We start from the raw sequence: 13,118 nt of genomic DNA, 5'->3' as shown, positions 1-13,118 counted from the left end.
TTCTAGTATACTACTTATAGTCCCAATGAAATATATTTAATTTCTAAATATTCCTCGATGCCGAAATGGCCTCCTTCACGACCGATACCACTTTCTTTAAAGCCACCGAATGGTGCTTGTGCAACTGATGGAAGACCGTCGTTTAGACCGATAATACCGTACTCTAACGCTTCACTAATTTGGAATGCTTGGCTAATGTCTTTCGTGAAAATATACGCAGCTAAACCGTATGGTGTATTATTTGCACGTTCGATTACTTCATCAACTGTTTTAAATTTCGCAACTGGTGCCACTGGCCCAAATGTTTCTTCATTCATACAAAGCATCGTATCATTTGCCAATCCAATTACAGTCGGTTGAATGAAATGTCCCTCTAACTCTGCGACCTTTTGACCACCATATAAAACTGTTCCACCTTTTTGAATAGCATCTTCAATATGTTCTTGTACTTTTGAAACTGCATTCTCATCAATAAGTGGTCCGACAGTCGTTCCGTCACTGAAACCGTCTCCTACTTTCAACTGCCCTACTGCCTTTTGGAACTTCTCTACAAATACTTCGTATACTTCTTCTTGAACGAATACTCGGTTTGTACATATACACGTTTGTCCTGCGTTACGGAATTTCGAACCAATCACCACTTCTACTGCTTTATCTAAATCTGCATCATTCATTACGATAAACGGAGCGTGACCACCTAACTCAAGTGAAACTTTTTTCATCGTTTGCGCCGCACTAGCCATTAACTCTTTCCCAATTTCCGTTGACCCTGTAAAGGACACTTTTCGAACGCGACTATCTTCCATCCATGTATCAGCAATTGCTTTTGCACTACCTGTTACGATATTGATTACGCCCTTTGGAATATCTGCTTCATGAGCTAATTCAGCTAATTTCAATGCAGTTAATGGCGTTTGACTCGCCGGTTTCACAACGGCTGTACAGCCTGCTGCAAGCGCTGGGGCTACCTTTCTCGTAATCATCGCTGCCGGGAAGTTCCAAGGTGTAATAGCTGCCATAACGCCAACTGGTTGCTTCATAACTAAAATGCGCTTATTCGGATGAGAAGCAGGAATCATTTCACCATACACACGTTTCCCTTCTTCTGCATACCATTCAACAAAACTATTTGCATAATTTACTTCACCAAGCGCTTCTGCAAACGGCTTTCCTTGTTCCTTTGTCATAATCGCTGCGATCTCTTCTTTGTTTTTATCAATAAGCATGAACCACTTTTTTAACTTCGTTGCACGATCTGCTGCCGTTAACTTAGACCACGTTTTAAAAGCTTCATGTGCAGCATCAACAGCTTGCTTTGCCTCTGTTACTCCGCCTTTTGGTACAGTTGCAAATATTTCCTTCGTCGCAGGATTATTTACTTCAATTTGTTCTTGTAGTGTAATCCACTCACCATTTATATACATCGCCTTTTTATCTATACTTACGAAAGTCGCCTTTTTATCCAATGTTTTCTTCCTCCTCTATGAACTTCTTAATTTTCCTAGTAGCAGCAGATTGACTAATTTGCAAAAACTCAGCCACTTTATAACTTGATCCATACGTTTTATACGCTTTAAGAATAATATTTCTCTCTACCTCTTCCAGCATTTTATAAAGGCTTTGCCCCGATTGTTCAACTGCAGCCTCTTGCATAGAGAGTGGCAAATCCTCTACCGTTACAACATCATCGACAGTAATAACAATTCTCTCAATTACATTCTCTATTTCTCTATTGTTTCCTTCCCACGGATATCCAACAAACATTTGTAACGTACTCGGCGCTAGTTTCACATCACGTCCGTACTTTTTATTAAAGTGCTGCAAGTAATGATAAATAAGCGGCAAAATATCTTCTGTTCTTTCCCTAAGCGGGGGAATTGCAATTGGAATAACATTCAGACGATAGTATAAATCTTTCCGAAATGTTCCTTGTTTCACCATCATACTTAAATCTCTATTTGTTGCCGCCACAATTCGAACATCCACTTTTTTTAATTCTCTTCCGCCTATAGGACGAAATGTTTTTTCTTGCAATACTTGCAAAAGCTTCGCTTGAATTTCCAGCGGCATTTCACCGATTTCATCTAAAAAAAGAGTTCCTTTATGCGCGGATTCTAATAGTCCCTTTTTCCCTTCACGATTCGCACCTGTAAAAGATCCACCTGAATATCCAAAAAGCTCCGATTCAATTAAATTAGTTGGCAATGCCGCACAATTAATTTCATAGAAACTTTCATTCTTACGGTGACTCACTTCATGTAAATGGCGTACTAATCGACTTTTCCCAACTCCAGTCTCGCCTAAAACGAGAACAGTACTATCCACTACAGATACTTTTTTGATTGTATCGACTATTTTTTGCATAGCTAGACTTTTAAAAATAAGTCCTTCATGCTCATATGTTTCTCTTAATTCTTTTTTATATGTTTTTAGCTGATTATCCATTTCCTCTACCTTTTGACGTAATTGATAGAGTTCAGTAAGGTCCCGAGAATAACTAATCACTCTTCTTAAATTTCCCTCATCATCAAAAACAGGCCTTGTACGAACGTGTAAATACTCTCCTGATTTTGTAGTTTGAACGAGTTCAATTGGCCTCTTTTTTTCAATCACTTCTAATGTCGCTGATGGATAAAAGATTCCATCCTTTTGTAGTTCTTTTACATGCTTACCAACTAACTCTTCGGCAGCTAGTTGGTAGTGCCTTTCACATGTACTATTTACACGCACAACGATCCCCTGCTCATCTGTAACAAAAATTTCGTCAAACGCATATTCAAATACATCTTTTAAATCCATTAACACTCGTTCCTTTTCTGCAACCATCCTAGCCACCCCTAACTTCAAATCCATCGATCCACTTCACTACCTTTATTATAAAGTGAATTTTCTGCATTTAATATAGAGTCAGCTAGAATGTTTGCTATTTATACTTCAGTTTTTAAACGCGAGCGATGTTTGTTTGCTCATAACAAGCTTGCAATGATTCTTCAATTATTGTTAAACCTTCTTCAAGTTGCTCATCTGTAATAACTAAAGGCATTAACACACGGATAACATTTCCATATGTTCCTGCTGATAATAACAGTAACCCACGCTTATTTGCTTCTGCACATAGATTAGCCGTTAACGTTTTGTCAGGTGCTTTCGTCTTACGATCTTGAACGACCTCAAATGCACACATTGCACCTAACCCACGCACATCGCCGATGCAATGATATTTATTTTTCATCTCCTTGAATCGGTTCATTACGACTTTTCCTAATTCTATCGCTCTATCATTTAATTTCTCATTTTCTATTACATCGAGAACAGCTAATGCAGCCGCACATCCTAATGGACTTCCTGCATACGTTCCACCAAGTTCACCTGGTGCAGACTCATTCATAATTTCTTTACGTCCAATGACACCACTTATCGGTACACCAGCACCTAATGATTTAGACACTGTAATTAAATCTGGAACGACATCATAGTGATCAATTGCAAAATATTTTCCTGTACGACTAAAGCCTGTTTGTATTTCATCCGCTACAAATAAGATGCCGTTCTCTGAACAAATGCGGCGTACTTCTTGAACAAATTTCTTACTTGGGACGATAAACCCACCTTCCCCTTGAACAGGTTCCATTACAACAGCTGCGATTGTTTCTGGTGCTACTTCCGATATGAAGAAGTTCTTAAACTCTTCAATAATAAAATCATCATACTGCTCTTCCGTTAATCCCTCTGGGCGACGGTATTCGTATGGAAATGGCGCTTTATATACTTCTGGAGCAAATGGACCAAACCCAAATTTATATGGCTTCACTTTACTTGTCATCGTCATTGTCATTAATGTACGCCCGTGGAAACCTTTAGAAAATGCGATAATACCAGGTCTCTTCGTATATTTACGAGCGATCTTCACCGCGTTCTCAACTGCTTCTGCACCACTATTTAAAAAGAGGACTTGCTTATCGAAACTTCCCGGTGCCAATGCCGCAAGCTTTTCCGCTAATTCAATATATGGCTCATACATCATGACATTAAATCCAGTATGAATGTATTGATCGACTTGTTTATGGAGCGCTTCTTTAACCGTTGGATGACAATGCCCTACGTTAATTGTCCCAATTGCTCCTGCAAAATCAATGTACTGATTACCATCAACATCTGTTACAAGAGCACCATTTGCAGATTGTACAAACGTTGGGATGCCGTTACTTACTCCTTTTGGTACTATATTTTGACGGCGTTCTAATAAAGATGCCGCTTTCGGTCCTGGAATTTGTTCATTTACTTTAGCAAATTTTTTTGTGTTCATTGCGTACCCCATCCTTTTCTTTACATTGTTTTCTCTTTTTATTGCAAAATGTATGCCAACTTTCTTTTCTAGCATTTATCCTATATTCTTTGTATCCAGGCATAAAAAATAAGTCTATAAAGACTCATTAAGAGTCTTTATAGACTTATTTTCCTTACACATTAGACTTTTCTTTCTCCCAGAAAAACTCACCCGATTGAGAAATAAACTCTTCAACAGAATCTAACACTAAATCTGCAAGTGGTTCTAATGTTGGACGGTCTCCCGTACCAGATAGCACCCCAATTGCATAGCAATCGCCATTTTTGGCTAAATGTAAATCAGTTGGCGTATCTCCAACAACCGCAACCTCACATGATGCTAAATTAAATTTCTCACAAAACACTTCTATAATCTTTTTATCTGGTTTTTGCGCAGGGAATGTATCCGAGGCTATAATATAATCAAAAAAGTTCTCCAACTTATATTGTTTTAAAAATAATTCTGTTGGTGCAAAATCATCCGCCGTGACAACCCCTAATATAAATCCTTTATCTTTTAATGCCTGTAACACTTTCGGTAAATCTGCTGTCATTTTCATATGCGAACGATGCTCATACATAAGGGAAAATAACTTCTCACTTACCCAATGATGCATCTCTTCTTCTCTAGCAGACTCAATATAATTACAAAGCCCCTTCGCTACATCAAGGCTTGTTCCAGCAGCTATTGCACTCCTCGGATTAACAAATGCTCCCTCTACACCGATCTCTTCTAATAAGGTCTGCCCTATTGTACTTGGTAAATGATATAAACTTATACGTTCAGCTACAAGTTCTTCAGCTACTTTTATCCATATTGAATGAAAATCCATTAATGTCCCATCTTTATCAAATAATATCGCCTTTACCTTCTCCATAGCACCCTACCTCTCATTTCTTATCTCTTCCAGTGTATCAATAAAGTATGGATGTAAAATAAAAGAATTGTAAAAATACCATAAAAATCAAACTAACTCCCAATTTACAATTCATTTTAACAAAGTAAAAAGGATGCCTTTACAGGGCATCCTCTTGATGTTCAGGAACAAATAGTTCTAAACAATGATATATATTTTCGAATTCCATCGGTGCATCTCCACCATACTCACCATCTAAATTAATCATTAGTTTATCTGGTGAATGTACTTTAATTCGGTTCGCTTGTGTATATAACACTTTTGGATTATTAATATGTTCACCACGTTGTGCTTGTGTTGCTGCTTTAATTAAATCAGCGATAGAACCTTTTTTCAGTACTAATAGGTCAAATAACCCATCGTTAATAGATGCATACGGTGCTACCTTTTCAAATCCACCTACTGAACGAGTATTCGTAATTAAAAACATCGTAATTTCTTCTTGTAGTAACTTTCCATCATACTCAATTTCAACATATGTCGGATGCAATGATGGTAACATCTCGATACCTTTTAGGTAATAAGCAAGTTGTCCTAATACTGTCTTTAACTTACTCGGTACTTCGTATGTTAATTCTGTAATACGACCGCCACCAGCGATGTTAATAAAATATGTATCGTTCGCTCTACCAAGGTCTAATGGCACTGTTTTTCCTTCGCAAATAATATCTGCTGCCTCTTCAATAGAACGAGGTACACCAATTGCACGTGCAAAGTCATTTGTCGTTCCAACTGGAATAATTCCAAATTTCGGACGGAATTCATGCCCAACTAAACCGTTTACTACTTCATTTAATGTACCGTCGCCACCAGCCGCAATAACAACATCAAACTTACGATCCGCAGCTTGTCTCGCCGCCACAGTAGCGTCTCCAGGACCCGTTGTCGCATGACAAGATGTCTCATAGCCAGATTGTTCTAATTTTTGTAATACTTCTGGTAAGCTCTTCTTAAATAGCTCACGCCCAGAAGTAGGATTATAAATAATTCTTGCTCGCTTCATCATTTATTAGCACAGGAAATTTCTTTATATATCGAAAAAGAACATACTGAACTTCTATTCAGTATTCCCATGCCTACCTCCTCTCATCTTGCTATCCTTCTTTTATCCCGCTCAAACAGGCAGTAAGAACCCGATTCGTGTAGTCCATCAAAAGTAAATATTCATTTCAATGGTTTTTTATTTGACTCCAAAATTTATCCCGCTATTTGCGGGCAGTAAATGCCCGATTGGTGAGGGCTAATAATCAATGGTGGATGAACCTCCTACTGATTAAAGTTTCACTTTATTTCTATCCATTCTTCCATAAAAATTTACATATAACGAATAATAACTATCTATTATTTCATGAGATGAAAAAAACCTCTATGTTTAGATTTATCATTATTCCCACCTTTTTGCAACTATCATACCATAGTTGCTATACAAACATTTTTCCACTTTTGACAGTTAATCAAACGTTTGTTTAAACGATTTTGTCTCATTTAAACAAACGTTTGATTAACCTAGAAAAACACCCATGTACGGGTGTTTTTCTGCTTAATCTTTAAAAGTCACTACTATTATCGCTTATTAATCTCTTCAAGTAAGATTTTGTTAACAAGCGGTGGATTTGCTTGTCCTTTTGTAGCTTTCATAATTTGACCAACTAAGAAGCCAATTGCACGGTCTTTACCGTTTTTAAAGTCTTCGATAGATTGCTCATTATTATCAAGAATTTCTGTTACAACTTTACGAAGTGTACCCTCGTCAGAAATTTGAACAAGACCTTTCGCTTTAACGATTTCTTCTGGGTCTCCACCTTTTTCAATTAATTCATTAAATACTTTCTTCGCGATTTTAGAAGAAATTGTACCTTTTTCAATTAATTGAACCATTTTAGATAAACCAGCAGGCGTTAATGCAACGTCTTTTAATTCTTTTTGTTGTTTGTTTAAGTATGCAAGTACTTCACCCATTAACCAGTTCGATGTTAATTTCGCATCAGCACCGTCTGCAACAGTTGCTTCAAAGAAATCAGACATTTCTTTCGTTAATGTTAACACGTGTGCATCATAAGCTGGTAAGCCTAGTTCTGCAACGTAGCGAGCTTTACGTGCATCTGGAAGTTCTGGAATAGAAGCTCGAACTGCTTCTTTCCACTCATCATCGATGTAAAGTTCAACTAAGTCTGGCTCCGGGAAGTAACGGTAATCGTCAGATCCTTCTTTCACACGCATTAAGATTGTTTTCTTCGTTGCTTCATCATAACGACGTGTTTCTTGTTGGATGATGCCACCAGATAACAGTTCTTTTTCTTGGCGCACTTGCTCATGCTCAAGACCTTTTTGTACGTAAGTGAATGAGTTTAAGTTTTTCAGTTCCGCTTTTGTACCGAACTTCTCTTGTCCAACTGGACGAAGAGAAATGTTCGCATCACAACGTAAGGAACCTTCTTCCATCTTACAATCAGATACACCAGTGTATTGAATGATTGATTTTAACTTCTCTAAGTATGCATATGCTTCTTCTGGCGTACGCATATCTGGCTCAGATACGATCTCGATTAAAGGCATACCTTGACGGTTGTAGTCTACTAATGAACCATCAGCTGTATGCGTTGATTTACCAGCATCTTCTTCTAAATGAAGACGTGTAATACCGATACGTTTCTTTTTACCGTCTACTTCGATTTCAATCCAACCATTTTCACCAATTGGCTTATCAAATTGAGAGATTTGGTAAGCTTTCGGGTTATCTGGATAGAAATAGTTTTTACGGTCAAACTTCGTTTCCGTTGCGATTTCACAGTTTAATGCCATTGCAGCTTTCATTGCAAAGTTAACTGCTTCTTTATTTAAAGTAGGAAGTACCCCTGGGTATCCTAAGTCAATTACACTTGTTTGTGTATTTGGCTCCGCTCCGAATTCTGTTGGACTCGCAGAGAAAATTTTCGAATTTGTTTTTAACTCAACGTGAACCTCTAAACCAATAATTGTTTCTAAATTCATCTATGCTCGCCTCCTTACAGACTTGCTTTTTTTGTATGATAGTCTGTTGCTTGCTCAAACGCATGTGCAACGCGGTAAATTGTCGCTTCATCGAAGTGTTTACCAATGATTTGTAGACCAAGTGGCATGTTGTTAGCACCGAATCCACATGGAACAGAAATCGCTGGAACACCCGCTAAGTTTACTGGGATTGTTAAAATGTCATTTGCATACATTGTCATTGGATCATCAACTTTTTCGCCCACTTTAAATGCCGGAGTTGGCGTTGTTGGTCCAATAATAATATCATAATAGTTAGCAAATACATTTTCAAAGTCGTTTTTAATTAATGTACGTACTTGTTGTGCTTTCTTGTAATATGCATCATAGTAACCAGAGCTAAGTGCAAAAGTACCAAGCATAATACGACGTTTAACTTCATCACCGAAACCTTCACTACGTGTGTTTTTGTAAAGATCTAATAAGTTATTTACATTATCAGAACGAACACCGTAACGCACGCCATCAAAGCGTGAAAGGTTCGCAGATGCTTCAGAAGAAGATAGTAAGTAATACGTTGCTAGAGCGTATTTAGAGTGTGGAAGAGATACTTCCTCCCAAGTTGCGCCCATACCTTCTAATACTTTTAAAGCAGCTAGTACTGACTCACGAGCTTCTTCGCCAACACCTTCGCCTAAGTATTCTTTCGGTACAGCAATGCGTAAACCTTTAACATCGCCTGTTAAACCAGCTAAATAGTTTCCAACTTCAACGTTTGCAGAAGTTGCATCCATGCGGTCAATACCTGAAATAGCTTGTAATAAGTATGCATTGTCTTCGACTGTACGTGTAATCGGTCCGATTTGGTCAAGTGAAGATGCGAATGCTACTAATCCGTAACGAGATACGCGTCCGTAAGTTGGTTTTAAACCTACAACACCGCAATATGCAGCTGGCTGACGGATAGAACCACCCGTATCAGAACCTAGAGAGAATAGTACTTCTCCTGCTGCTACAGCTGCTGCAGAACCACCACTAGATCCGCCCGGAACGTAATCTAAGTTCCATGGGTTTTTCGTAGCGTAGAATCCTGAGTTTTCATTTGAAGAACCCATTGCAAACTCGTCCATGTTTAATTTACCGATTGTAATCGTGTCAGCAGCTTTTAGCTTTTGCACAACTGTCGCATCATAAATTGGATCGAAGTTTGCTAGCATTTTGCTCGCACAAGTTGTACGAAGGCCGTTAGTTACAATGTTATCTTTTACACCAATTGGCATACCGAATAATAAACCATTATCTTCAGCGCCGATTTTTGCATCTAATTCTTTCGCTTTTGCGCGTGCATTTTCTTCATCTAATGTAAGAAAAGCTTTTACGTTATCTTCAACATCCGCAATACGTTTGTAAGATTCTTCTACTAAATCCGTAACGGAAATTTCTTTGTTGTTTAACTTCTTATGTAACTCTGATACTGAATGATCAAATAATGACATCGAAATTCCCCTCCTCTATTCTAATACTGCTGGAACACGGATTTGATTATCTTTGTGATCCGGTGCATTTTTTAATACTTCTTCAACTGGTAAACCTTTTTCTGGTACATCTTCACGCATAACATTTTTCATAGTTAATACATGAGTTGTTGGTTTTACATCTGTTGTATCTAATTCATTTAACTGTTCTGCAAATGTAACAATTGCATCTAGTTGTTTTTGAAATTTTTCTGCTTCTTGATCAGTAATTGCAAGACGTGCTAAATGTGCTACGTGCTTTACATTCTCAACGGAAATTCTTGACACGGCTAGGCCACCTCCATAATATATCGTTCAATCTACAATACTATTGATGATACCAAATTTTCAGTACTTCAAGCAAGTCAACACAGAGTACTTACGCCATTTTTACATAAAAAAAGAAAGGCAAATGCCTTTCTTTACAATTTACTCTTTATCTAACGTTTTATTTTTCGGAAATCTCTCGTTATCTTCTTCATTATCACGAATTGTTTTTTGTAATACAAAACAAGACATCGTTAAAAATAATGTTCCAATTAAATAGTATCCTTTTACACTAAGCGTTTCATCTAACGTATAAATCCCAATTAGCATACCTGAAAGCGCACAAACAAATGAAGTCCATGCTAAAAACGTGAACGCTTGCGTATTACGTCTTCTCATCGTTCTCCCCCTCGTTAGCTGTATACCCATTATAGATAAGTATATTTACCATGATGGATTTTTATGTAAATTCTAGTTTTATATTTATAAATCTACCATAAAAGAATACTATTTTAAAGAAAGTTTTCTGCCTAATCTGAAAAAACAATTAAAATCATTGACAATTATTTCTATTCTACATAAAATAAAAATAAATATTACGAACCTCGAAATATACGGGAGTGGAATTAATTGTTGCAATATGAACATTTTTTAGACTTACTGCTAGATAACGCCAAGAAACTTTTCTATCCTGAAGAATGGGTAAGCCTAGATTTAACACTTTCTAAAACAGAAGTATTTTGTTTACTTTGGATGGAACGAAATACAGATATTACAATGACGAAAATTGCTGATCTTCTTGATATACCGATGAGTACAACAACGGGCGTTGTAAATCGCCTTGTAAAAAAGGGATATATTGAACGCTACCGTGATGAAAATGACCGACGTATTGTATTAATTCGGTTAACAGAAAACGGCGTAATGCTCGTTCAAGAAGTAAAACAAAATGCGGCCCATTACTTTAGCTTAGTAACAGAAGCATTATCAGAAGAAGAAAAAGCATTCTTACTACAAATCTTCCAAAAAATCATGAATCACATCGCTACGTCACAGCGAAAAACAGAAGAAAAGATTTCTACACCTAAAATGAAAAACATTCCGATTGAATAAAACCCTATCTGGGTTTTTATTCAATCATTTACTTCGACACTCGTAATATTCGACATTCGAAACAAAGGGGGTATGAATGATGAGAATTATCTTGTATACAGGTAAAGGCGGCGTAGGAAAAACTAGCATTTCAGCAGCAACAGCAATTCAAAGTGCGAAACAAGGATTAAAAACATTAGTAATGAGCACAGATCCTGCTCATAGTTTAGGAGATTCATTTGGTATAAGGCTATCTTCTGAACCACTAGAAATTCGTGAAAATTTGTGGGCACAAGAAATTAATACGATTTATGAAATGGAAAAAGGCTGGGGAAAATTACAGAAATATATTACACTACTCTTCACTTCCAAAGCAGCTGATGATATTACAACAGAAGAGTTAACGATGTTTCCTGGTATGGAAGATTTAATTAGCCTACTTCGCGTACTCGATTATTATAAACAAAATACATATGATGTTATTATCATTGATTGTGCTCCAACAGGAGAAACATTAGCAATGCTAAGCTTTCCAGACATGCTCGGCTGGTGGATGGAAAAATTATTTCCTATTAAAAGAAAAGTTTTAAAAGTCGTTCGTCCTGTAGCTCAACCACTCCTTGGTGTCCCTCTTCCAACCGACGATATTATGGACGAATTAACAAGTACACTTGAACAGCTCGGAGAAATGAGAGATATTTTATCAAATCGAGAAGTAACAAGTATCCGCATCGTTGTAAATCCTGAAAAAATGGTCATTAAAGAAGCCCAGCGCAGCTTTACTTATTTGAATTTATACGATTATAACGTAGATGCCATTATGATTAACCGCGTCATCCCTAACACTGTCACCGATCCTTATTTTCAGGCATGGAAAGATACACAGAAGAAATATAAAACATTAATTAAAGATAGTTTTCAACCCCTTCCTATTTACGAAGCTCCAATGTTTGAACAAGAAGTTGTTGGTTTGTCTATGTTAGAACGTGTAGGAGATTCTTTATTTAAAACTGATCATTCCCCTACAGAAGTGAAATTTAACGGGCGCACTCAATATGTAAAAAAGGATGGCGATGAGTATATTTTCGTTCTGTCCATTCCCTTCTCAAACAAAAGTGAACTTTCCTTAAATCAAAAAGGTGATGAACTTATTATTCGAGCTGGTTCTGTTAAACGGAACATCACGTTACCAAAAACATTAACACACCTTTCTATTCAAGGAGCAAAATTTGAAGAAGATGTACTAAATATTCGGTTTGGAGGTGTAGTACATGCATGAGGAATTACTACGAAGGGTAATTCGTACAAAAGTAAAAGTCGGGATGCATATATTAGAAGAGCTACCTAATCCCATCCAGCATTCAGCTAAGCAAATATTAAATATTTTACAAGAGGAACTAGCTGCTTATCCGAAAGAACAAGAGCATCATGAAGTTAATTTAAAAAATATCATAATTGAATAACTATCTCTGTATAGAGGGCCTTTTTTAGGCTTTCTATACTTTATTGGAGTGATGTAAATTGATGAAAAAACATCCCACTACTATATTCTGGATCATTCCCTTATTATTTTTCATTCATAACCTTGAAGAAGCTTTCCAAATGCCACAATACCTTGCTAATCAATTTTCAATCCGTCTTATAACTAGCCAACAATTTTTCATTGCCATTTCCGTATTAACAATCTTTGTATTACTTATCGTCTTTCTATATCAACTTAACTTCTTGTCTTCTATATGCTGGATTATTTTTATACAAGGGGCCATCTTCTTCAACTCTGTTCAACATATTATTTTGTTTTTCATTTATCGCTCCTATAACCCCGGCGTAATATCAGCATTTTTCATTACTCTCTTTTCTATTTTCTTTTTTTTATCAAAAAAACACTTAATTCATCCAAAGCAATTCGTAATTACACTCCTTTTCAGCTTATTTTCTTATCCCATTATAATTTGGATTACCTTACTGTTCGCTAGCTACTTTCATTCATAAAAAAAGACCAGGAAAACTCCTGGTCTATCACTCTACTTAA

At 36.8% G+C, this 13,118-nt stretch carries 13 protein-coding genes; 4 read left to right on the top strand and 9 right to left on the bottom strand.

The genetic code is table 11. From position 1 onward, the window contains the following. Nucleotides 1-14: 14 nt before the first annotated feature. From gabD to MR169_RS03880, 9 genes are all read right to left on the bottom strand, one after another. Nucleotides 15-1,466 carry an NADP-dependent succinate-semialdehyde dehydrogenase gene (gene gabD, locus MR169_RS03920; protein WP_242318925.1) on the bottom strand — a complete coding sequence of 484 codons (1,452 nt, stop codon included), beginning with the start codon at nucleotides 1,464-1,466 and terminating at the stop codon, nucleotides 15-17. Next, nucleotides 1,459-2,826 (bottom strand): sigma-54 interaction domain-containing protein, encoded by a 1,368-nt coding sequence (locus tag MR169_RS03915; RefSeq protein WP_044795613.1) that lies wholly within the window; start codon nucleotides 2,824-2,826, stop codon nucleotides 1,459-1,461. The genes gabD and MR169_RS03915 overlap by 8 nt, the downstream gene beginning before the upstream one ends. Nucleotides 2,827-2,941: 115 nt before the next feature. After that, the gene (gene gabT, locus MR169_RS03910; protein ID WP_016117078.1) at nucleotides 2,942-4,306 is read right to left on the bottom strand and encodes a 4-aminobutyrate--2-oxoglutarate transaminase; all 1,365 of its coding nucleotides are present in this window, start codon (nucleotides 4,304-4,306) and stop codon (nucleotides 2,942-2,944) included. A 154-nt stretch (nucleotides 4,307-4,460) separates the two neighbouring features. Beyond that, the gene (locus tag MR169_RS03905; protein WP_242318924.1) at nucleotides 4,461-5,204 is read right to left on the bottom strand and encodes an HAD family hydrolase; all 744 of its coding nucleotides are present in this window, start codon (nucleotides 5,202-5,204) and stop codon (nucleotides 4,461-4,463) included. Nucleotides 5,205-5,343: 139 nt separating this feature from the next. Further along, on the bottom strand, nucleotides 5,344-6,249 hold the full coding sequence (locus tag MR169_RS03900) for a diacylglycerol kinase (protein WP_242318923.1): 906 nt from the start codon (nucleotides 6,247-6,249) through the stop codon (nucleotides 5,344-5,346). A 557-nt stretch (nucleotides 6,250-6,806) separates the two neighbouring features. Next, the gene (gene gatB, locus MR169_RS03895; RefSeq protein ID WP_001047685.1) at nucleotides 6,807-8,234 is read right to left on the bottom strand and encodes an Asp-tRNA(Asn)/Glu-tRNA(Gln) amidotransferase subunit GatB; all 1,428 of its coding nucleotides are present in this window, start codon (nucleotides 8,232-8,234) and stop codon (nucleotides 6,807-6,809) included. A gap of 14 nt (nucleotides 8,235-8,248) precedes the next feature. After that, nucleotides 8,249-9,709 carry an Asp-tRNA(Asn)/Glu-tRNA(Gln) amidotransferase subunit GatA gene (gene gatA / locus MR169_RS03890; protein ID WP_242318921.1) on the bottom strand — a complete coding sequence of 487 codons (1,461 nt, stop codon included), beginning with the start codon at nucleotides 9,707-9,709 and terminating at the stop codon, nucleotides 8,249-8,251. 15 nt (nucleotides 9,710-9,724) lie between these two features. Further along, complete coding sequence (gene gatC / locus MR169_RS03885) at nucleotides 9,725-10,015, bottom strand: Asp-tRNA(Asn)/Glu-tRNA(Gln) amidotransferase subunit GatC (protein ID WP_000086999.1); 291 nt, start codon at nucleotides 10,013-10,015, stop codon at nucleotides 9,725-9,727. 141 nt (nucleotides 10,016-10,156) lie between these two features. Further along, the gene (locus MR169_RS03880) at nucleotides 10,157-10,393 is read right to left on the bottom strand and encodes a YiaA/YiaB family inner membrane protein (protein WP_001254395.1); all 237 of its coding nucleotides are present in this window, start codon (nucleotides 10,391-10,393) and stop codon (nucleotides 10,157-10,159) included. A gap of 231 nt (nucleotides 10,394-10,624) precedes the next feature. Between MR169_RS03880 and MR169_RS03875 the strand changes: the two genes are divergently transcribed. The 4 genes from MR169_RS03875 (at nucleotide 10,625) to MR169_RS03860 (ending at nucleotide 13,078) form a co-directional block, all read left to right on the top strand. Further along, nucleotides 10,625-11,107, top strand: coding sequence for a MarR family winged helix-turn-helix transcriptional regulator (locus tag MR169_RS03875; RefSeq protein ID WP_000942484.1), 483 nt, complete (start codon nucleotides 10,625-10,627; stop codon nucleotides 11,105-11,107). A gap of 76 nt (nucleotides 11,108-11,183) precedes the next feature. Continuing rightward, nucleotides 11,184-12,365, top strand: coding sequence for an ArsA family ATPase (locus MR169_RS03870; protein WP_016117076.1), 1,182 nt, complete (start codon nucleotides 11,184-11,186; stop codon nucleotides 12,363-12,365). Further along, nucleotides 12,358-12,549 (top strand): DUF3926 domain-containing protein, encoded by a 192-nt coding sequence (locus tag MR169_RS03865; RefSeq protein ID WP_000544104.1) that lies wholly within the window; start codon nucleotides 12,358-12,360, stop codon nucleotides 12,547-12,549. Before MR169_RS03870 ends, MR169_RS03865 begins: the two co-directional genes overlap by 8 nt. 61 nt (nucleotides 12,550-12,610) lie before the next feature. Next, nucleotides 12,611-13,078: an HXXEE domain-containing protein gene (locus MR169_RS03860; RefSeq protein WP_016117075.1), complete on the top strand. Its 468-nt coding sequence runs from the start codon at nucleotides 12,611-12,613 to the stop codon at nucleotides 13,076-13,078. Nucleotides 13,079-13,118: the final 40 nt, after the last annotated feature.

It is taken from the genome of Bacillus cereus group sp. BfR-BA-01349 (assembly GCF_022663795.1).
Classification (GTDB): domain Bacteria; phylum Bacillota; class Bacilli; order Bacillales; family Bacillaceae_G; genus Bacillus_A; species Bacillus_A cereus.
This window is presented reverse-complemented; position numbering and strand designations above follow the sequence as displayed.